Below are 19,038 nucleotides of genomic sequence, written 5' to 3' on the forward strand. Positions count from 1 at the left end.
CCCCCTCGCGTTTTGCGCGACTATTGTCGCAAAACGCTCACCCCCCAGCCTCTCGCTGAGTCGCCCCCAACGCTCCCCGCCCCGCCAGGCATCCCCCCCGAACGCCGCCTGACCTCGCGGGCATACGGGCGCCGCCCTCGCGGCAAAATCTGGGCCAGACGAGGCCAAGCACAGTGGTTTGAGGGCGCTGGCGCATGTGTGAAAGAATGAACGCATGGCTGATTTTGTAGCTCCAGATTATGTTCCCAGCGACGTTCTCGAGCACCCAGTGACTGAGATTCCAGACATTCCCGGGTGGAAAAAGGCAGCGGCAGGCAAAGTCCGGGAAATCTTTATCCCCGAAGACGCCGCCGGAATATCCACCGCAGATCGCTTGATGTTGGTGGCGACCGACCGGATTTCGGCTTATGACTTTATCCTTGATACCCCGATTCCCGGTAAGGGCGCAGTGCTGACTCAACTATCTCGCTGGTGGTTTAACCAGCTCAATGGCCTGGTTGATACGCACTACTTGGATGTTGACGTGCCGGCAGAAGTGGCGGGACGGGCGATGATTACCCGCCGCCTGGAAATGTATCCGGTCGAATGTGTGGCCCGCGGCTACCTGACCGGTTCTGGACTGGCGGAATATCAACAATCCGGCGCGGTTTGTGGCATTGCTCTGCCGCCGGGGCTGCGTGAGGCCTCGAAACTGTCCGAGCCGATTTTCACCCCCGCAATTAAAGCTGAACTGGGTGAACACGACGAAAACGTTTCCGCTGGCCGTATCGCGCAACTGCACGGCCGAGCGGTAGCCAAGAGCCTGACGGACCTGACCTTGCTGATTTACCGCAAAGCCACCGAAATCGCAGCTGAACGCGGGATTATCCTGGCGGACACCAAGTTCGAATTCGGGGCGCTGCCCGGACATTACGTCCACGGCGATACCCTCAACGATGCCGCCGCGTCCTTCGTGCTGGGCGACGAAGTCATCACCCCGGATTCTTCCCGCTTCTGGCCCGCCGATGCCTGGGTGGAAGGCCAGGTCACCCCCAGTTTCGACAAGCAGTATGTGCGGGACTGGCTGACAGGTCCCCAGTCCGGGTGGGACCGTCACGGCGATGCTAAGCCTCCGGCTCTGCCCCCCGAGGTGGTCCAGCGCACCAGCGAACGCTACTTGGAGGCTTACCGGATTCTGACCGGTGAGCCCCTCATCTAAAACTCTGAAATACTTTCCGGAACCCCGGAAAGTCGCCCCAATACCTATCCAAGGAAAAAAAGGAAGAAAAATGGGAAAAATCGTTGTTGAGGTTATGGTGAAACCAGAGATTCTCGACCCGCAGGGCAAAGCCATTAAAGGCTCGCTGTCGCGGCTGGGCATCGACAACTTTGTGGACGTGCGCCAGGGCAAACGTTTCACTTTGGACACCGCTGGTGACGTGACCGAAGCGGACCTTGAGGCGGCTCGCCAGGCCGCGCAAACCCTGCTGTCCAACCCGATTATCGAGGATGTTGTGGCTGTCAAAGCCGTCACGGAGGATCACGCATGAGTGCCAAAGTTGGGGTCGTGACGTTCCCGGGAACCCTCGATGACCAGGACGCACGCCGGGCGGTGCGCTTGGCTGGTGCCACGCCGGTGCAGTTATGGCACCAGGACGCGGACTTGCACGGGGTTGATGCCGTAGTCTTGGCGGGCGGGTTTTCGTACGGGGACTATTTGCGTTGCGGCGCGATTGCGCGTTTCGCTCCGGTGATGGAGTCTATCGTCGAAGCTGCCGGTCGGGGTATGCCGGTGTTGGGGATTTGCAACGGGTTTCAGGTGCTGACCGAAGCGCACCTGCTGGATGGGGCCCTGATGCGTAATGAGCATAAAAAGTTCATCTGCCGCGACCAGGTGTTGCGAGTCGAAAACACTCACACGGCTTGGACCAGCGCATTTAGTGCGGGCGAAGAAATCCTTATTCCGCTCAAGAACGGGGAGGGCAATTTCCGGGCCGACCCGCACACCGTGGAGCGCCTCGAAGGCGAAGGCCAGGTCGTGTTCCGCTATGCCGGTCCGCTGGGCAATCCCAACGGTTCGCTCAATGACATTGCCGGGATTACGAACGCAAAAGGTAACGTGGTCGGTTTGATGCCGCACCCGGAGCACGCCGTGGAGTCGGGTTTCGGCTCCACCCCCGGCCAGCAAAATCGGACCGGAACTGACGGCCTTAAGTTCTTTACTTCCGCCATTAGCTCAGTGCTGGGCTAAACGAAAGTCCAAATCGAGGAGTCGCAGCAAAACGCACCGCCCACCCAATCAACTATTAAAGGAAGCCACTCATGACGACTTATGACACTGTTGAAAATGCCCAACAGACCCCCGATGAACCGCAAGATTACCGCGCTTTGGGGCTGAAAGATGATGAATATGCCCACATCAAAGAAATCCTGGGACGCCGGCCTACCGCGGCGGAACTGGCGATGTATTCCGTCATGTGGTCTGAACACTGCTCGTATAAATCCTCGAAGAAGCACCTGAAGGAACAGTTCGGCGCGAAAACCACCCCGGAAATGAAGGAACACCTGCTGGTCGGTATGGGCCAAAACGCGGGGGTGGTCGACATCGGGGACGGCTACGCGGTGACGTTCAAGGTCGAGTCGCACAACCACCCCTCTTTCGTGGAGCCGTATCAGGGCGCTGCCACCGGGGTTGGCGGTATCGTCCGTGACATTATGGCGATGGGCGCGCGCCCGGTGGCAGTCATGGATCAGCTGCGTTTCGGGGCGGTAGATCACCCCGACACGGCTCGCGTGGTCCACGGCGTGGTCGCGGGCGTGGGCGGCTACGGCAACTGCCTGGGGCTGCCCAACATCGGCGGCGAAACCGAGTTCGACTCCAGTTATCAAGGAAACCCGCTGGTCAACGCCCTATGTATGGGGGTAATGCGGCACGAGGACATTCACCTGGCTAATGCGACCGGCGTGGGTAACCACGTGGTGCTGTTCGGGGCGCGCACCGGCGGGGACGGCATCGGCGGGGCCTCCATCCTCGCGTCTGAGTCTTTCGAGGACGGCATGCCCACGAAGCGTCCCAGCGTCCAGGTCGGCGACCCCTTTATGGAAAAAGTCCTGATTGAGTGCTGTTTGGAACTGTTTGACGCGGGGGTAGTGGAGGCAATTCAGGACCTCGGCGCGGCGGGGATTTCCTGCGCAACTTCCGAGCTGGCCGCCAATGGCGACTCGGGAATGCACGTAGACCTAGAGAAAGTCCTGCTGCGCGACCCGACCTTGACGGCTGGCGAAATCCTCATGAGCGAATCCCAAGAGCGCATGATGGCTATCGTCTCGACCGCCCACCTCAGCGAGTTTGAGGACATTGTCCGCAAGTGGGACGTGGAATATGCCGTGATTGGCACGGTGACCGGGGACGGACGCTTGACCGTGGACCATCACGGCCAGCGTATCGTGGACGTCGACCCAAAGACCGTCGCTATTGACTCGCCCGTTTATGATCGCCCTTACGCGAAACCGGCTTGGCAAGACGCGCTGAACGCGAACACGGTGCTGGAAGCGATGGCGCGCGGCGAGCTGGAGATGCCGGGGGATAACGACCCGGAGAAACTGCGCCAAGAAATCCTCGATGTGTGCGTGACCAGCCCGAATGCGGCGGCAAAAAATTGGGTGACCGACCAATACGACCGCTTCGTGCGCGGCAATACCGGCCTTAGCTACCCGGATGATGCCGGGGTCATTCGCGTGGTCGAAGAGACCGGGCGCGGGGTGGCGCTGTCTACGGACGCGAACGGGTGGTACACGAAGCTGGATCCTTACACCGGGGCGCAGCAGGCGCTGGCGGAGGCTTACCGCAACGTGTGCGTGGTCGGAGCGCGTCCGGTGGCGATTACGGATTGCCTGAACTTTGGTAACCCGGAGGACCCGGACGCGATGTGGCAGCTGGTCCAGGCGATGACGGGCTTGGCTGACGGCTGCGTCACCCTGAAAGTGCCGGTGACCGGCGGTAACGTGTCGCTGTATAACTCATCAGGAGACACGATGAGCCAGCCGGATTCTTCCATCAACCCGACTCCGGTGGTGGGGATGCTGGGGTTGATGGATTCGGTGACGCGGGTGGTGCCAGCCGCTTTTGTGGCTGAAGGGCAACAGATTTTGCTGCTCGGTGCCGAAACCACCGCGGAGCTGGATGGTTCGGCTTGGGCGCGGTTCCACGGGCATTTTGGCGGGAAACCGCCGGTGGTGGATTTTGCCGCGGAGCAGGCTTTGGGCGAGGTCTTGATTGCCGGCGCGGATAGTTTTGCTCACCTCGGCGCGCACGACATTTCTAACGGCGGTTTGGCCCAGGCCCTGGTGGAAATGGCGTGCCGTTTCCACATCGGGGCGCGCCTGGATTTGCGCCAGCTGCAAGCCGAAACCGGGTTGGGTGCGACGGCGCTGCTGTTCAGCGAGACTCAGGCGCGAGCCGTGGCTTGCGTCCGTACGGACCATGTTGACGCGGTGTATCGCAGCGCGGCGGCGGCCGGTATCGGCGTGTGGCGGATTGGCGAAAGCGGCGGGTCCGACCTGGCAATAACCCTGCAACAGGGCGAAGTGCGTTTCTCGGCGCTAGAACTGGTTCACGCCAGCAACCAGGTGTTGCCTGACTTGTTCGATTGAGCCTTGCCGGCCAGACTGAGCCCGTGCCGGCCAGTAGAACCGCTTAAGCCTGCATAATTTGCAGCTTTCGCATACAATTACCACGTCAGCGGTTGGTGCTGACTCTAAGTCCAGAGGAGATAAACGATGGCGATTTTGACGATTGGCGATGAGTTCCCGGAGTACGACTTTCAGGCCGTAGTTGGTGGTGTGCTCTCTGAAATTCCCGTGAACAAGGAAGAAGACTACTTCACTCGGGTGCGCTCCGCTGACGTGCCGGAGGGCCAGTGGCGTCTGTTTATCATGTGGCCCAAGGACTTCACCTTTGTGTGCCCCACCGAACTGGCTGGCATCGCCGGAGTGTACGAGGATTTGCAGGAACGCCATTGTGACGTGGTGGCGGTGAACACTGATTCCGAGTACGTCCACCTGGCTTGGCGTTCCAAGGACGAGCTGCTAAAGAATGTGCCGTTCCCGCTGGCCAGCGACCTGACTCAAGAATTCGTGAAAGCTGTCGGGGTGTTGAACCGTGACGGCGTGTGCGACCGGGCGTCTTACCTGGTCGACCCCGATAATCGGGTGCGTTTCGTTTCGGTTGACGATGGCTCGGTCGGGCGTAACGCTGAGGAACTGGTGCGTCAGCTCGACGCCCTGCAGTCCGGCGGCTTGACCTCCTGCGGGTGGCATCCGGGCGAACCGACCCTCGACGTATTCAAAGCGGCCACGAACCTCGTGTCGCTGTCTATCTGAGTCTGTTTTCATCTTCTCGACCGGGGAACCTCACCAGGTTTCCCGGTCATTTTTTTGGGTCTGTGGTGCGCACAAGGTCGGTGGTGGGGGTTTGTCGGGAACGTACCGCTACATGTCCAAGATGCGGAACGATTCGTTTGCGAAATGAGACCGATGGTATATTTGGCGCGACAAAATAAATTAAACAAAGGAGCGTAAACTCATGCATCCTAAACTAGAAAAAGTATTACAAGAAACTGATCATCGTAATCCCGGCGAACCGGAGTTCCTCCAGGCCTTGACTGAGGTACTGATTTCGCTGGACCCGATTATCGAACGGCACCCCGAATACGCTGATTACGGCCTGTTGGAGCGTCTGACCGAGCCGGAACGCCAGATTATTTTCCGGGTTCCCTGGGTCGATGACCACGGCGATGTCCAGGTTAACCGCGGCTACCGCGTGGAGTTCAACAGCGCGCTCGGCCCCTACAAGGGCGGCTTGCGCTTCCACAAGTCGGTGAACCGAAACATCATCAAGTTCCTGGGCTTCGAGCAAATCTTTAAGAACGCCTTGACGAACCAGGGCATCGGCGGCGGCAAGGGCGGTTCCGACTTCGATCCGCACGGCAAGTCGGATAACGAAGTCATGCTGTTCTGCCAATCATTCATGACCGAACTGTACCGTCACATCGGCGACAAGACTGACGTTCCCGCTGGTGACATCGGTGTGGGTGGCCGCGAGATTGGCTACCTGTTCGGCCAGTACAAGCGTCTGACCGGCGTGCACGAGGCCGGTGTTCTGACCGGGAAAGGTCTGGGCTGGGGCGGTTCTCTGGTCCGTACCGAGGCGACCGGTTACGGTCAGGTCATGTTCGCGCGGTTCATGGCCGAGGATCGCGGAGAATCCCTGGAAGGCCGGACCTGCGCGGTTTCCGGTTCGGGTAACGTGGCGATTTACGCCATCGAAAAGGCTCAACAGCTCGGCGCCAAGCCGGTGACCTGCTCGGATTCTAACGGCTGGGTGTATGACAAGGACGGCATCGACCTGGACTTGCTGAAAGAGATTAAGGAGCATCGCCGCGGCCGGGTTTCCGACTATGCCGCGCAGCGTCCCAGCGCGGAGTTCCACGATTCCGGCCGGGTTTGGGCCGTTCCCGTTGACGTGGCTCTGCCCGCCGCGACCCAAAACGAAATCGATGCCAACGATGCGCAGACCCTGGTGAAAAACGGTTGCAAGTATGTGGTGGAGGGCGCAAATATGCCCTCGACTCCCGAGGCGATTGACATCTTCCAGGCTGCTCCTGGCGTTTCTTACGCTCCGGGCAAGGCCGCTAACGCCGGTGGAGTGGGGACTTCCGCTTTCGAGATGGAACAGAACGCCTCGCGTTCCCGCTGGTCTTTCGAGTATGCCGAGGAACGCTTGGAAGCTATGATGCGCGACATTCACACCGATTGCTTGGCTACCGCCGAGGATTACGGCAAGCCCGGCGACTACGTTTACGGCGCGAACATCACCGGTTTCCGCCGCGTGGCTGACGCCATGCTGGCTCACGGCGTCATCTGATTTTTGCCTGACGGGTAGCTTCGGGGGCATTGTCGCTTAGGGGTCGCTCGCGAGAGGCGAAAGGGGGAGGGCCCCCTCGAAATCGCTGCGTAGCAGCGATTTCTCACCCCCCAGCCTCTGCTGAGTCGCCCCCCGCGCTCCTCGCCCCCAAGTTGCCGAGGTAAAAATCTCGATGAACCGCCGCTTATACTAAAAAACTGCTCGGTATGCCTTATGGCATACCGAGCAGTTTAAACCGGTATCCTTGAATGCTTAAACAGATTCTGAGCCGCTATTGGCCAAATTATCCGGGGCAGATTTGATTTATAGGGGGAGATATGCCGGGTAGCTGCCAATAATGGCAGCTACCCGGCATATCTCCCTAGTTAGCCACGCCCGCGCGGGTATCGAACGAATTTTCCAGCATCGGGTTACAGGTGACGCAGTTGAGCCAGGGCGGCCGCGGGGGATAAATCCGAGGGGAAGTTGAATCCGGCGCGGGGCGACAGCGTCATGCCCTCCCAGATGACCGGCCCATCGACCGAGGTAGAGCGCTTGTACTGCTGGGTCAGGAAGCGGCGGTAAAACACTTCCAGCCATTTCAAGACTTCTTCGCGGGTAAAGTGGCGGCCCTCATTTGACCAGCCGCCCTGGGAGCTGCCCGCGGAACTTTCCGTACCCGTGCTGTCCTGCCCGGTGTCCCCGGCGTCCTGACACGTACACCCCGCGGGTTTGGTGAACGTCGCCAGCGCCAGGAATCCCACCAGGTCAGGGCCTGCTCCCCGCAGCGTGTGGTACAGGAAGAAATCGTGCAACAGGTACGGCCCGATTGACCCCTCGGTAGTCTGGTGACTGGTTTGCCCGCCGCTGTCGTGGTCGGGAATCAGCTCCGGGGTGACATCGGTGGCGATGATGGATTCCACCGTGTCCAGCAAGCCCGCGGGGTCAGCAACTAACTCCCGCTCGATGAGCACCTCGGCGGCCTCGCGAATCAAATCGGGCATCATTGACTTGGGCACGCCGCAGTTCACCGAATAGTGACTCATGTGGTCCCCGACCCCGTAAGTCGTCCACCCCAGCGCGCTTTCGGACAAATCCCCAGTCCCCAGCACGAACCCGCGGCGCTGATTGGCCAGCCGGAACAGGTAATCGCTGCGCAACCCGGCTTGCACGTTCTCAAACGTGATGTCATAGACGGCCTCGCCGTGTCCGGCGGGATGTCCCATCGTTTTCAACATCTCGGTCGCAGTTGGGCGGATATCGATAAGTTCGCAGCTCACCCCGAGCGCGGCGGCGAGTTTTTGGGCGTTGCCTTTCGTGTGTTCCGAAGTGGCGAAGCCGGGCATGGTAAAAGTGAGGATTTCCGGCCCGCAATCGTTGCTGTCGCGAGTGTTTTCAAGGTGCTCCGCCGGCGAAAGCAAATCGTTGTTTTCGCGGTTCGGCTGTGCCGTTTGCCGCGCCGACTCATGCGCTGTCGCGCTGTCGCGCGCAGCTTTAGCCGCGGTTGCGACCAACAGGGCCAGCGTGGAGTCCAGGCCACCGGAAATCCCCAAGATAATGTTCGCATTCCCCAGCGCCTGTAGGCGCCGCACCAGGGCATCTCGCTGTATATCAAAGGCTTCGCGCAGGTCAGCCCGGTAGCGCCGGTTCGTCACGGGAACCAGGGGACGCTGCGCGGGCGGTTCCAGCAGGGGAATCTCGGTATCCAAATCCAGCGCCACCTCGAAGTTTCCGTACCCGGTCAGTTCGGTATAGCCCGGACCGGTGTAGCGCACCGCCCGAGCCAGTTCGGGCAACACGATGTCGGCCAGGGTCAAACCGGCACTGCTCAGATGTGTTTCCGCAGCCAGGACCTGACCATCAGCGGCAACAAATCCGCTGGCACTGTAGGCCCCATCGGTGGAGGATTCACCGTGAGAGCCAATCGTTTGTACGACTGCCAGGTGCAAATCCCGAGAAAGGGCGCGAGCCGCGCGGTGTAGGTGGCGAGTGGAACCGACCGTGTGTGCCGGTGCGGCCAGGTGGGCGATGACGGTGGCAGAGGGCAAGGAATTCCCCGACATGGCGGCGCCGAAAGAGTTGCGAGTATAGAAGCTGACGGGAGCCGGGTTGTCGGCTGCGGCCAGCCGGTTTAGTGAACCGACGACCGGCAAAATATGCAGGCCCGGCAGGTTCGTGGCGGAAAATCCCCAGCTCTGGTCTAAGTCGTCGTGGACCTCTCCGCCCCAGATGGACACCGCTCTCGACACCCCGCCGAGGCGCGCCCCCACGATGGTCACAATCGACAAATCCGCGGTCTGGGTCGCAATCCAGTGCAGCGCCGAAACAGTGGCGTTGGCGACTGCAGTGTTCGCGCCCCAATCCCCGAGAGTGACGCCGGTCAGGCAGTCTTGGGGAAACACCACCAGGGCGGCGTGTTGGGTGGCGGCGGCCCGGGCCAATTCGACGATTTGGCGGGCATTGGCGTGGGGGTCTCCCAGCTGAATCGTAAAAGTCGCGCTGGCTACGCGGGCGATTCCATGAGCATAGATGTTATCCATGAAACCAGTTTAGTCGCCCCGTGCCGCCCGCGGTCTCTCCGCCGCCAATCCGTCGCTTCTCCGATTCGCTGATTCGCCCCCGCGCGCACCACCGACCCGACACGGCCCCCTGACTGACCCTGATGCGCGGACTTGGTACATACCCCCACTTTGGCCGCGCATTCCGCTTAGAATTAACCCGAAAGGGGTACGTGATGGAATACCTGGTACGGAAAACTGCGATAAAACTGGCTGATGGCCGTGATTTGTTCTATTTTGACGATTCTGAGCCCTATGCGTCCGGGTCGGCGACTCGCCGCAGTGATGACCCGCGTCCGCTCCCGCCTCGGTTTGAGTCGGTGGATGGAACGGCGGTGTCGGGCCCGATTATGCGCCGCGACCCGTTGACGGGGGATTGGATTCCGATGGCGGCTCACCGCATGAACCGCACTTTCCTGCCGCCCGCTGACGCCAATCCGCTGGGTCCGGCGCGTCCGGGCGCGACCTACCAAGACGGGGAGATTCCCGACACCGACTATGACGTGGTGGTTTTTGAAAACCGTTTCCCCTCCCTCATGGAAGTTCCCGGCGTAAACAACGCCGAAACTCACCCGGATGGCCAGGACTTGTTCTGTGAGCGTCCCGCCAATGGGCGGTGCGAAGTCGTGTGTTTCGGCCCGGATTTGCACACGAACCTGGTTTCGATGGGGTCGGGCCGGATGCGAACCGTCATTGCGGCCTGGGCGGACCGCACCGCCGCGCTCTCAGCGTTGCCCCAGATCAAACAGGTTTTTGTGTTTGAAAATCACGGCGAGGACATCGGAGTGACCCTGTCGCATCCCCACGGGCAAATCTATGCTTACCCTTACCTGACGCCGAAAACCGCGGCGATGTTGCGCCAGGCGCGGGCGTTGGCGGATAAAACCGGCGACCCCGAGGCGAACCTCATCGCCTCGGTGCGGGACGCAGAAGTCCGGGCTGGGACTCGCGTGGTCGCGGAAAATTCTCACTGGGTGCTCTACGTTCCGGTTGCGGCCCGCTGGCCCATCGAGTTTCACCTGGTGCCGCGGCGTATCGTGCCGGATTTTGCGGCTCTGGACGCGGCTCAGCGCGAGTCGCTGGCCGATATTTACCTGAAGATGATGATTGTGGCGAACCATTTTCATCGCGAGCCGGCCCGCGGCGAGGACGCTCAGCCAGGGGCGTATCTGCCGGTCAACTATATTTCGGCGTGGCATCAAGCGCCGGTGGCTCCCGCGGACGGCCGCGGTCAGCTGGGCTTGCACTGCGAGTTTTTCTCTTTCTTGCGTGCGCCGGGGAAACTCAAGTACCTGGCGGGTTCCGAATCGGGAATGGGCGCCTGGATTTCCGACACGACCCCGGAACGGATTGCCACCCGCGCCCGCCAGGCGGCCCACGAGTGCGTGGAACTTGACGCTTTTGCGGGGCTAGATTACCCCACGACTTTCCACTAAACCGCCACCCGCGGTACGCGCCTGGCAGGTAAACCAAGTCAACCGCCCTTCACAACTCAATCCCCAAACCCACACCACGAAACGAGGCAAAACATGAGCGACGCCAACCCCGCCACCTCCGCCACTCCGGGTAACACTCCGGCCACCCCGAACCAATCCCAGCCGCTATTCTTGAACCCCTACACGGTTGAACAGGGCCGGACCCGCGCTGCCGGCTTGTTCTGGAAAACGTTTGGCGCCGAGCCGGACGGTGTGTTTCGCGCCCCGGGACGGGTTAATGTCATTGGGGAGCACACGGATTACAACGGCGGGGTCGCGCTACCGATGGCCCTGCCACACGCGACTTATGCCGCGATGCGCCCGCGCCCGGACCGCCGGTTACGCCTCATTTCGGCCCAGTTCTCCCCCGGCAGTGAGGCTCTGGAACTGGACTTGGACGAGTTTTCCCGGGGCCTGACGGACGCGATTCCCGAGGACGGTTCGCGCCTGGTCCGCGGCCCGGCGGCTTACGTGGGCGGCACGATTTTGAGTTTGGAGGACGTGTTGGAACGCCCGGGGGCCGCGACCGGCTTCGATATTGCGGTGGATTCCTGCGTGCCGCTGGGGTCGGGGCTGTCCTCATCGGCGGCGCTGGAGTGTGCGGTGGCAGTCGGGGTTGACGCGCTGTGCGGTTTCGGCTTGGCTGATTCGATTCCGGGCCGTCACCAGCTGGTTGACGCGGGTAGGCGGGCGGAAAACTTTTATGTCGGAGCGCCCACCGGCGGGTTGGATCAGGCGGCGGCGCTGCTGAGCCACCCCAATCAGGTGTTCCTGCTGGATTGCCGGACTTTCGAGACGATAGATTTCCCGTTTGCACTGGCCCAAGCGGGGATGGAACTGCTGGTCATCGATACGCGGGCGCGTCATGATTTGGCTGACGGCCAATATGCGGCCCGCCGCCAGACGTGTGAGATTGCGGCCGCAGCGATGGGCGTGGAGTTTCTGGGTGAGCTGGTGGGCGTGCTGCAGCCTGCAGATTTCGACCGGCCGCTGGAAAACCCCGACATTGCTACGATTTTGCCGCGTTTGTCCAAGCGTCTGGGTGAGGGTGAAGCGGCCGCGGAGGTGTTTCGCCGGGCGCGTCACGTGCTGACGGAAATCGTGCGGACCCGCAACTTTGCTTACGAGTTGATGCGTCCCACGGTGGATTGGCGCAAACTGGGCCAAATGATGAACGAGTCTCACGAGTCTCTGCGGGTCGACTATGAGGTGAGCTGCCCGGAGTTGGATTTGGCGGTCCAAGCGGCGCTGGACGCCGGAGCGTTGGGGGCCCGTATGACGGGTGGAGGTTTCGGCGGCTGCGCCATCGCGCTGGTTCACCTGGATGACGTAGACCGGGTCGCGCGTGATGTGACTGCCGCGTTTAGCCAGGCCGGCTGGGAACCGCCGGCGTTCCTGGTAGGTGAGCCTTCCGCAGCCGCCGGTCGGGTTTAGCTCGTACTGAGGACAGCGCAACGCAGACAGCAAAAGGCCGGCCCCGTAAAGGACCGGCCTCGCGTCTCTAAAGTCTTAGTTCAGCAACAAATTCTCAGCCACAGCGGTACTGACGCTTTGCGCCGCGGTCGCGGCTTGCGGTGCGGCAGTGATAGCGGACTGGGTGCTTTGTGTGGCGGCGCCAGCCTGGTCGGGGGTCATCGCAGGACCGCCGAGTTCATCAAGGCTGCCGGTCAAGGAGTTGAACAGCCCGCCCAGAGCGAACGTTTGCGCCGCGATTTGAATCTTGGCGTGGGACAGCAGCAAATCGGCATGTTCCACGGATTTCATCGAAGCGGCTTTGTCGTCCAAGTTAATGGCATTGATTCCGCGTCCGCCGGTGGCCAGCAGGGAGGCCAGGTCGCGCAAATCCGGGGAGCCGACCGCAACGGTCACGCCCGCGCCGTGTGCGCCGGGAGCAATGGAAAAATCGGTGCCGTCCAGGACCGCTTCGCCCTGGTAGCTCGCCCCGTGCAGGGTTTGATCCAGTTTGGCCAGTCCGTCAGCCAGCGCCAAGCGGGCGGAGGGATCGGATTTACCGGCGGCGACGACGCTGTGAATCCACTCCAAGTGCTGCGCGGCGGTGTCCAGGTTTTCGTTGGCGACGCGCAAAACTTCCACCCCGCGCTGGGCGGCTTCTAGCGTCTGGTGGGTCTGGCCAACTTTGGCGGCCAGCGGATTTGCCCGCAAATCCAGGGAATCTACGCGTCTGGGTGCGGCGGCCTCATGTAGAGACTCGGCGTTCCGAGCCGGGGCAGTCCGAGCCGCCTGTTGTAGTGCCAACAGACTGGCATTGGTATTGGTAGTCAGTTGAACAACCATGATGGCCTTCCTTAGCGTCTCATCGTTCCGATAATCCTGGGGACTAGGGGCTTCCTGGGGTTTATTTTGGTGACCAGCCTGGTCGCCAATTCACTACCCATGATAACATCCTGAGAGCAACCTGGGAATAGAGAGTTTTTAATTGTGGGTAAAAAAATTTCTGAAGCAGTCGGTCGGGCCGCGGTTTCCGCTTGGATTTCCGGGGTTTGCGGCGTCTCCGAAGCCGGGTCTGAGGGGACTGTGCCGCCGCGGCATTTTCAGGATTTGATAGGACAATTGTCAGGTTTGAGTGCTGCCGTGCCGCGGGCTACGGTAGCGACCGCAGTTCGGTTTACCCTGCAGCTATTGGAAGCGCGGGCGCCGGGTCAGGCGGTGGAGGTGCGGGTTCCGCCGTTCGGGGCGGTACAGATTCTGCCGGGGACGACGCATCGGCGCGGGACTCCACCGGCGGTCATCGAGATGCCTGCCGAGGTGTGGCTGGCGTTGGCGGTTGGGGTTTTGCCCTGGTCAACGGCTATTTCACAAGGGTTGGTGGCGGCTTCGGGGAATCGTGCCGACTTGGGGGAGTTGTTGCCGCTACGAATCTAACCCGCCGCTTGTGAACATGACGGGGCAGCCGGCCACTTAGGACAGCAACCGCAGGGCGGAAGACGTCGCCGTGTTTGCTTGGGCGGTGAAAGCGGCGACGCCGGATTGGGCCAGCTGCGACATCGTGCGGGTGACCAAGTTCTGAGCCAGGGCGGGGGTGCCGCCGATGGCCGCGCTCAACAGCTTGGAGCTGGAGGTCATCGCGTCTACGGTCGAGGCGGTCGCGTCGCTCAAACCGGTGCGGACTTGGGCGACCGCGTTCTGGGCGATGTCTAGACCTTGTGAGATTGCGGGGTTGGCGTTCGGCGTGGCCAGCAGACCGGCGAAGCCCTGCAGCCCCAGGCCTTCGGTGTTGAAACCCTTGCCGTTGGGTAGGGTGGCGTCAATGGTGATGCGGGCGGTATCGCCAACGGTAAAGGTAGCGCGGAACCGGCCGTCCAGCGTCTTGTGACCGGCGAAAGATTCGTTGTCAGCCAGACTATCCAGGCGCTGTGCCAGCAGTCCGAAGGCTTCGGCCAGTTCGGTGCGCCGAGCGCCGGTCAGGGACTGGTTGGACAGTTCCGTCACGATGGTTTTCATGCCGGCCAGTACTTCATCGGCTTTGCCCAAGGATTCATTGACCACGTTGGCCGTGGTGACTGCGGCTTGGGCGGTCTGGGATTTAAAGTTTTCGGTGGCGACTTCCGCCCGAGTGTTGGCGGTGGGGGAAACCTGTACTTCGTCGCCAAAGTCGTCAACCTTGGCTGTATTGGTGTTGACCTGAGGGTTTGTGGGGGTAACCGGGGCGGCCTTGGTGGCTCCGCGTAGCGCGCTCAGACCGGCGCTGAGACCCGAGGCGTTCGGGTGTGCGGCGGCGAGTTCTTTGGAGGTTGCGGCATTGTTCCACGGGGTGCTTAGGTTATTAGCCCGGTAACTGCCCAAACCATTCAGCTGCATCTACGACTCCAATATCGATTTGTTCGGCATTTAGTAGCCTCGGTGACTTACACCTGGCATATTCGGCAGTTTTCGCCGCCGCATTAGAAATATTACGGACCATTTCTGCAGGAAAACGCCATTTCAGGGAATTGTCAGGACAATTGAACTCGGCGTGTCGCCTTGACCTTTACTAACGCTCGTTGTTGGCGGGAAAAATTACCGCTCGGTAAGGGGAGGAATTATTGCAAATTCGAGGAAAACTCGGATTTAATTCAGCATTTTTTCAGGCGGGGACACACTGTTTGACCCCGGTTCCGTTTCGTTCGCGGTACGCCTTGATGCCGCCCGCGGGGGGTGCGCGAAAACGCGTGGGGTCGGACCTAGTGACCCCCGGCCTTGTGACCCCCGAAAACGGCCGAACCGTTCCCGTCGTGGGGCAACCCGGGAAAATCCCGTATCCCTCGCGCGAGGCAGTCATTGCGAGTACAGTTCTGTACAGATTCTATAAACTTTATTGACCTTTTCATGGTCAAGTTTCACCGAGGAGTTTGCGATGTCTCAGTCAGCAAAGGGAATGGGAATCAAAGTCAGCGAGGGTGGGCCCTACCTGGTGTCCGGCGGGGTACCGCTGCGAGAAGCGCGGATTCATCCTGATGGGTCGGGCTACACCTGGGATCCGGGTCGCGCCCTGCCTCAGGGCGAAACTTACGCCCTGTGCCGCTGCGGATTGTCGCATGACAAGCCGTTTTGTGACGGTTCGCACCGTCAGGCGGACTTCGTGGGGACGGAAACGGCCAATCACCACCCTTATACCGAACGTATTGACATTGTGGAAGGCCCCCAGCTGCGGATGGGTGACGATGGGCGCTGCGCTTACGCTCGGTTCTGTCACGGGCCCGCCGGGGACGCCTGGACGCAGGTCGCCACGGCGCAAACTCCGGCTCAGGTGGCGGCGGCCACCAAGGTGATTGACGAATGCCCGGCGGGCCGTTTGACGCGCCTGGACCCGCAGGGTGCCGTGCTGGAACCGGACTTGGAGCCGCTGGTGGTTATCGCCCAAGACCCCCAAAATGATTGTTCTGCCGGAATTTATGTCCAGGGCGGGATTCCGCTGACGGACGCGAACGGCGAAACTTACCCGGTGCAAAATCGCTACGTGCTCTGCCGCTGTGCGGACACCAAGAACACCCCGTTCTGTGACGCCAGCCACGTGAATATCGGATTCGATGACGGGCATATCAACGCCTGACCCCGGGCGTGCGGCATTTGTCCTGTCATTTGCACAATTGAAATGGGGCTGTTCACATTTCGCCCGCCGCGTCTTACACTAAATTTTGCGGTGTGATTTCGGGGATTGCCGGAATCCGCCCCGCGCGAGGGCAAGGAATGTTCCTCGATGATGGGTCGGCGCGAGGTGTCTGACCCTTCAAAAAGACCCCAAGGATGGTGGGAGCGATGACCACGTTAATTGTGGATGGATACTCCGTCGCCATGTCGCCAGGCATGTCAGCGGCGGGTTTTTCTGCGCCCGACACCGATGATTTTGCCGAGCCTTTTCAGAACCGGTCTGCTGGTACATACTCGTCCGGCACCGAGTTCCGCGCTGATGCGCCTCTGTCACTGGGGGAGTCCTCCGATGCGGATCTTTCCCTCGACTCTCTACCTGGATTTTCCCGTTCCGGTTCACCCGGTGCGTCCGGCACGTCCGATTCTCCCGATTTACCCGGTGCGTCCGGTTCGCCTCGCGCGTCCGGCGCAGCTGGTTCGCTCGGCGCGGATTCCGTTTCCGGTGCGTCCAAGTCTGCGGCGGGGGCCTACTCGCGTTACGCCGTGCTGGTCCCGCTGGGGAGCGCGCCGCGTGCCAACGCTAGCCGCGGAGGAGCTCCGCGCAGCATCACCACCAACGTGATGGCTCTCAATGCTTACCGCTATAACGTGAGCGCGGAACAGATTTTGCACCAATCTCTGCAGCGTCTGTCCTCGGGTAAACGCATTAATTCGGCCGCCGATGATTCTTCCGGCTTGGCGCTGGTTCAGGGTCTGAAAACCCAGGTCCTCGGCAACCGTCAGGCGATTAAGAACGCTCAAGACGGGATTTCCCTGACCCAGACTGCCGAAGGCGTGTTGGGTACGGTTCACGATATGCTCCAGCGAATGCGCCAGCTGGCGGTTCAGGGTGCTAACGACACGTATTCTGTGTCCGCCCGGGTGCAAATCGGTTCTGAGATGGACGCTATCCGCGTGGAAATCGGGCGAATTGGCCAGGTCACCGAGGCGATGGGGCGGCGGATTTTGGGCGGCAAATACGTGGAGCCCGCCGATGCGCTGCGTTTCCAGATTGGCGCAAACGCCTCAGATGCGGAAGTCATCGCCATCACCTTTGTTGATGTCACTGACATCGCCAAGAACCAGATTGGCCACATTCCCCAGGATGCCAACCACGAGGCATTCCAGCGCTCTATCGAGAACATCGATGATCAGATTCAGGTCATTTCCGGGGCGCGTGCCACGCTGGGAGCCTTGATGAATCGCTTCGAACACACGATTAATAACTTGAACGTTTCGGTGGAGAACCTCTGTGCCGCCCAAAGCCGTATGCAGGATGCAGATTTGGCGGCCGAGTCCGTGAACTTTATGCGGGGCCGGATTCTGAGCCAATCGTCCCGCGCGGTATTGTCTCAGGCGCTGTCCGCTCCCCGCGGAGTGCTGTCGTTGCTGAGCGCTGCCTAGCCCAAAATCGGGGTATTTCCCCGGTTTGTCCTGTCCCAGACAAACGAACGATGTGAGTTTATCGGGGAATTTTCCTTGATTGTGCAAACAATTGCAGTAAAATTAAATATCGGAAATGAATTTCCTAAAGTTTCTTGTCTGCCATCCGATTGAGTGGTTTGTCGGACAGGAAGTCTGACGCAAGGCTACCAGGACGGTAAATTGCCGACTGGTCTAATCAGGAGGATTTTAAAATGGCTTTGTCTATCAATCAGAACATCATGGCTATGAATAGCTACCGTAACTTGTCCTTGACCCAGTCCCACCTGGGCAAGTCTCTGGAGAAGTTGTCGTCTGGTTTCCGGATTAACCGGGCTGCCGACGACTCGTCTGGCTTGGCGATTTCTGAGGGCTTGCGCGCCCAGGTTCGTGGTAACAAGCAGGCTGTTAAGAACGCTCAGGATGGTATCTCGGTGGTCCAGACCGCTGAAGGTGCCCTGAATGAGGTTCACGACATGCTCCAGCGTCTGCGTGAGCTGGCTGTGAAGGGCGCGAACGATACCAACGACGCACAGTCTCGTGCCTACGTTGAGCAGGAAATGGCTCAGCTGAAGGAAGAGATTGTCCGCGTTGGCGCGTCGACGAACTTCGATGGCCGCAAGCTCCTGTGGGACGGCGATGAACTTAAGGAGTTTACCGCTGGTAAGGGGGCTGCAGCCATTGATGCTAATGATGCTCAGAAGAATTGGTGGAAGGATGCTAAAGGCGCTAATGACGATAGCACCGGCGTTTTGCAGTTCCAGGTTGGCGCTAATGGCATGAAGGCAGTGGATGACATCGATGTTCAACTCGCTGATCTCGCTAAGCTCATCAAAACGGCTGGCCTTGGCAAGTACGATCGCAGTGGTGAAGTTAAGGCTACAGGTGCCACACAGGTGCTGACCACCCACGCCAAGTTCCAGGCAGAAATTGGCAATATCGATAAGGCTATCTCCGCTGTGTCCAAGCTGCGTTCTGATTTTGGCTCGGTCCAGAACCGTTTCGAGCACACGATTAACAACCTGAATGTGGCGGTTGAGAACCTGTCTGCTTCTGAGTCTCGTATCCGCGACACGGATATGGCTGAGGAAATGATGCAGTTCACTCGCAGCCAGATTCTGCAGCAAGCCGGCACTTCCATGCTGGCCCAAGCCAACCAGGTTCCCCAGACTGTTCTGTCCCTGTTGCGCTAAGCGCTATGACAGACAGGCTGGCCGTAACCCGGCTCTAGCTTATCGGAACCCCCGCACCTGCGGGGGTTCCCCCATTTAACCCCCTACGCGCTTTCCTCCACCCGCACCTTTCTACATCCACACCTGCATCCCCCCGTACCTTCTTCTACCCGTCCCGACCTCGTTTCCTCGCCTCCGCTCCTCGCCCCGCCGGCCCCGCACCGGCCTTGTGCCCCGCACCGCCCAACCTTCCTTGCCCCATTGGTTGGGGCTCTACCTATTTTGCTGCGGGGTCGTCGCTTGGGGGCGCTCGCGAGAGGCGGAAGGGGGAGTACCCCCTCGCGTTTTGCGCGACTATTGTCGCAAAACGCTCACCCCCCAGCCTCTCGCTGAGTCGCCCC

The 19,038-nt window shown here is 60.5% G+C and carries 16 protein-coding genes; 13 read left to right on the top strand and 3 right to left on the bottom strand.

What is annotated here, in order from left to right; genetic code table 11:
- The 7 genes from AC5LBQ_RS07780 to gdhA all read left to right on the top strand — a co-directional run.
- On the top strand, positions 1-210 hold a 210-nt coding region (locus AC5LBQ_RS07780; protein WP_493265119.1), incomplete at its 5' end, for a hypothetical protein.
- A 4-nt stretch (positions 211-214) separates the two neighbouring features.
- Entirely contained in the window at positions 215-1,198 is a 984-nt protein-coding gene (locus AC5LBQ_RS07785; protein WP_493265120.1) for a phosphoribosylaminoimidazolesuccinocarboxamide synthase, read from the top strand.
- A 70-nt stretch (positions 1,199-1,268) separates the two neighbouring features.
- Positions 1,269-1,529 carry a phosphoribosylformylglycinamidine synthase subunit PurS gene (purS, locus tag AC5LBQ_RS07790; RefSeq protein ID WP_282920915.1) on the top strand — a complete coding sequence of 87 codons (261 nt, stop codon included), beginning with the start codon at positions 1,269-1,271 and terminating at the stop codon, positions 1,527-1,529.
- Positions 1,526-2,230, top strand: a complete 705-nt coding sequence (purQ, locus tag AC5LBQ_RS07795; protein ID WP_307742458.1) for a phosphoribosylformylglycinamidine synthase subunit PurQ — start codon at positions 1,526-1,528, stop codon at positions 2,228-2,230. The genes purS and purQ overlap by 4 nt, the downstream gene beginning before the upstream one ends.
- Before the next feature lie 71 nt (positions 2,231-2,301).
- Positions 2,302-4,632, top strand: a complete 2,331-nt coding sequence (gene purL, locus AC5LBQ_RS07800; RefSeq protein WP_493265121.1) for a phosphoribosylformylglycinamidine synthase subunit PurL — start codon at positions 2,302-2,304, stop codon at positions 4,630-4,632.
- A gap of 126 nt (positions 4,633-4,758) precedes the next feature.
- A complete protein-coding gene (locus tag AC5LBQ_RS07805; RefSeq protein WP_297346617.1) occupies positions 4,759-5,361 on the top strand; it encodes a redoxin domain-containing protein in 603 nt (200 codons plus the stop codon).
- 202 nt (positions 5,362-5,563) lie between these two features.
- Positions 5,564-6,904, top strand: a complete 1,341-nt coding sequence (gene gdhA / locus AC5LBQ_RS07810) for an NADP-specific glutamate dehydrogenase (protein ID WP_295028665.1) — start codon at positions 5,564-5,566, stop codon at positions 6,902-6,904.
- Between the two features lie 410 nt (positions 6,905-7,314).
- Here gdhA and AC5LBQ_RS07815 read toward each other — a convergent pair whose 3' ends face one another.
- A complete protein-coding gene (locus AC5LBQ_RS07815; protein WP_493265122.1) occupies positions 7,315-9,423 on the bottom strand; it encodes an NAD(+) synthase in 2,109 nt (702 codons plus the stop codon).
- 194 nt (positions 9,424-9,617) lie between these two features.
- On the opposite strand from AC5LBQ_RS07815, the gene galT reads away from it, so the two are divergent.
- Together galT and galK are read left to right on the top strand one after the other, a co-directional pair.
- Positions 9,618-10,877, top strand: a complete 1,260-nt coding sequence (gene galT, locus AC5LBQ_RS07820; protein ID WP_493265123.1) for a galactose-1-phosphate uridylyltransferase — start codon at positions 9,618-9,620, stop codon at positions 10,875-10,877.
- Positions 10,878-10,970: 93 nt separating this feature from the next.
- Positions 10,971-12,350, top strand: a complete 1,380-nt coding sequence (gene galK, locus AC5LBQ_RS07825; RefSeq protein ID WP_493265124.1) for a galactokinase — start codon at positions 10,971-10,973, stop codon at positions 12,348-12,350.
- Between the two features lie 75 nt (positions 12,351-12,425).
- On the opposite strand, the gene AC5LBQ_RS07830 is transcribed toward galK, so the two are convergent.
- On the bottom strand, positions 12,426-13,211 hold the full coding sequence (locus tag AC5LBQ_RS07830; protein ID WP_307742447.1) for a hypothetical protein: 786 nt from the start codon (positions 13,209-13,211) through the stop codon (positions 12,426-12,428).
- Between the two features lie 264 nt (positions 13,212-13,475).
- Here AC5LBQ_RS07830 and AC5LBQ_RS07835 point away from each other — a divergent pair, with 264 nt between their 5' ends.
- The gene (locus AC5LBQ_RS07835; RefSeq protein ID WP_493265129.1) at positions 13,476-13,799 is read left to right on the top strand and encodes a sterol carrier family protein; all 324 of its coding nucleotides are present in this window, start codon (positions 13,476-13,478) and stop codon (positions 13,797-13,799) included.
- A gap of 36 nt (positions 13,800-13,835) precedes the next feature.
- On the opposite strand, the gene AC5LBQ_RS07840 is transcribed toward AC5LBQ_RS07835, so the two are convergent.
- Positions 13,836-14,735 (bottom strand): hypothetical protein, encoded by a 900-nt coding sequence (locus tag AC5LBQ_RS07840; protein ID WP_493265125.1) that lies wholly within the window; start codon positions 14,733-14,735, stop codon positions 13,836-13,838.
- Between the two features lie 535 nt (positions 14,736-15,270).
- On the opposite strand from AC5LBQ_RS07840, the gene AC5LBQ_RS07845 reads away from it, so the two are divergent.
- The 3 genes from AC5LBQ_RS07845 to AC5LBQ_RS07855 all read left to right on the top strand — a co-directional run bounded on the left by AC5LBQ_RS07845 (position 15,271) and on the right by AC5LBQ_RS07855 (position 18,658).
- Positions 15,271-15,966, top strand: coding sequence for a CDGSH iron-sulfur domain-containing protein (locus AC5LBQ_RS07845; protein WP_493265126.1), 696 nt, complete (start codon positions 15,271-15,273; stop codon positions 15,964-15,966).
- Positions 15,967-16,160: 194 nt separating this feature from the next.
- Positions 16,161-17,447: a flagellin N-terminal helical domain-containing protein gene (locus AC5LBQ_RS07850; protein ID WP_493265127.1), complete on the top strand. Its 1,287-nt coding sequence runs from the start codon at positions 16,161-16,163 to the stop codon at positions 17,445-17,447.
- Positions 17,448-17,680: 233 nt separating this feature from the next.
- Positions 17,681-18,658, top strand: coding sequence for a flagellin N-terminal helical domain-containing protein (locus tag AC5LBQ_RS07855; protein WP_493265128.1), 978 nt, complete (start codon positions 17,681-17,683; stop codon positions 18,656-18,658).
- The last annotated feature ends 380 nt before the right edge of the window (positions 18,659-19,038 follow it).

The organism is Mobiluncus sp. (assembly GCF_985070215.1).

Excerpts from the sequence above, each read along its gene's own strand:
- purS (WP_282920915.1), top strand. The coding sequence starts at position 1,269 with ATGGGAAAAATCGTTGTTGAGGTTATGGTGAAACCAGAGATTCTCGAC.
- AC5LBQ_RS07845 (WP_493265126.1), top strand. The coding sequence starts at position 15,271 with ATGTCTCAGTCAGCAAAGGGAATGGGAATCAAAGTCAGCGAGGGTGGG.
- gdhA (WP_295028665.1), top strand. The coding sequence starts at position 5,564 with ATGCATCCTAAACTAGAAAAAGTATTACAAGAAACTGATCATCGTAAT.
- AC5LBQ_RS07785 (WP_493265120.1), top strand. The coding sequence starts at position 215 with ATGGCTGATTTTGTAGCTCCAGATTATGTTCCCAGCGACGTTCTCGAG.
- AC5LBQ_RS07815 (WP_493265122.1), bottom strand. The coding sequence starts at position 9,423 with ATGGATAACATCTATGCTCATGGAATCGCCCGCGTAGCCAGCGCGACT.
- AC5LBQ_RS07850 (WP_493265127.1), top strand. The coding sequence starts at position 16,161 with ATGGTGGGAGCGATGACCACGTTAATTGTGGATGGATACTCCGTCGCC.
- AC5LBQ_RS07805 (WP_297346617.1), top strand. The coding sequence starts at position 4,759 with ATGGCGATTTTGACGATTGGCGATGAGTTCCCGGAGTACGACTTTCAG.
- AC5LBQ_RS07855 (WP_493265128.1), top strand. The coding sequence starts at position 17,681 with ATGGCTTTGTCTATCAATCAGAACATCATGGCTATGAATAGCTACCGT.
- AC5LBQ_RS07830 (WP_307742447.1), bottom strand. The coding sequence starts at position 13,211 with ATGGTTGTTCAACTGACTACCAATACCAATGCCAGTCTGTTGGCACTA.
- purQ (WP_307742458.1), top strand. The coding sequence starts at position 1,526 with ATGAGTGCCAAAGTTGGGGTCGTGACGTTCCCGGGAACCCTCGATGAC.
- galT (WP_493265123.1), top strand. The coding sequence starts at position 9,618 with ATGGAATACCTGGTACGGAAAACTGCGATAAAACTGGCTGATGGCCGT.
- purL (WP_493265121.1), top strand. The coding sequence starts at position 2,302 with ATGACGACTTATGACACTGTTGAAAATGCCCAACAGACCCCCGATGAA.
- AC5LBQ_RS07840 (WP_493265125.1), bottom strand. The coding sequence starts at position 14,735 with ATGCAGCTGAATGGTTTGGGCAGTTACCGGGCTAATAACCTAAGCACC.
- galK (WP_493265124.1), top strand. The coding sequence starts at position 10,971 with ATGAGCGACGCCAACCCCGCCACCTCCGCCACTCCGGGTAACACTCCG.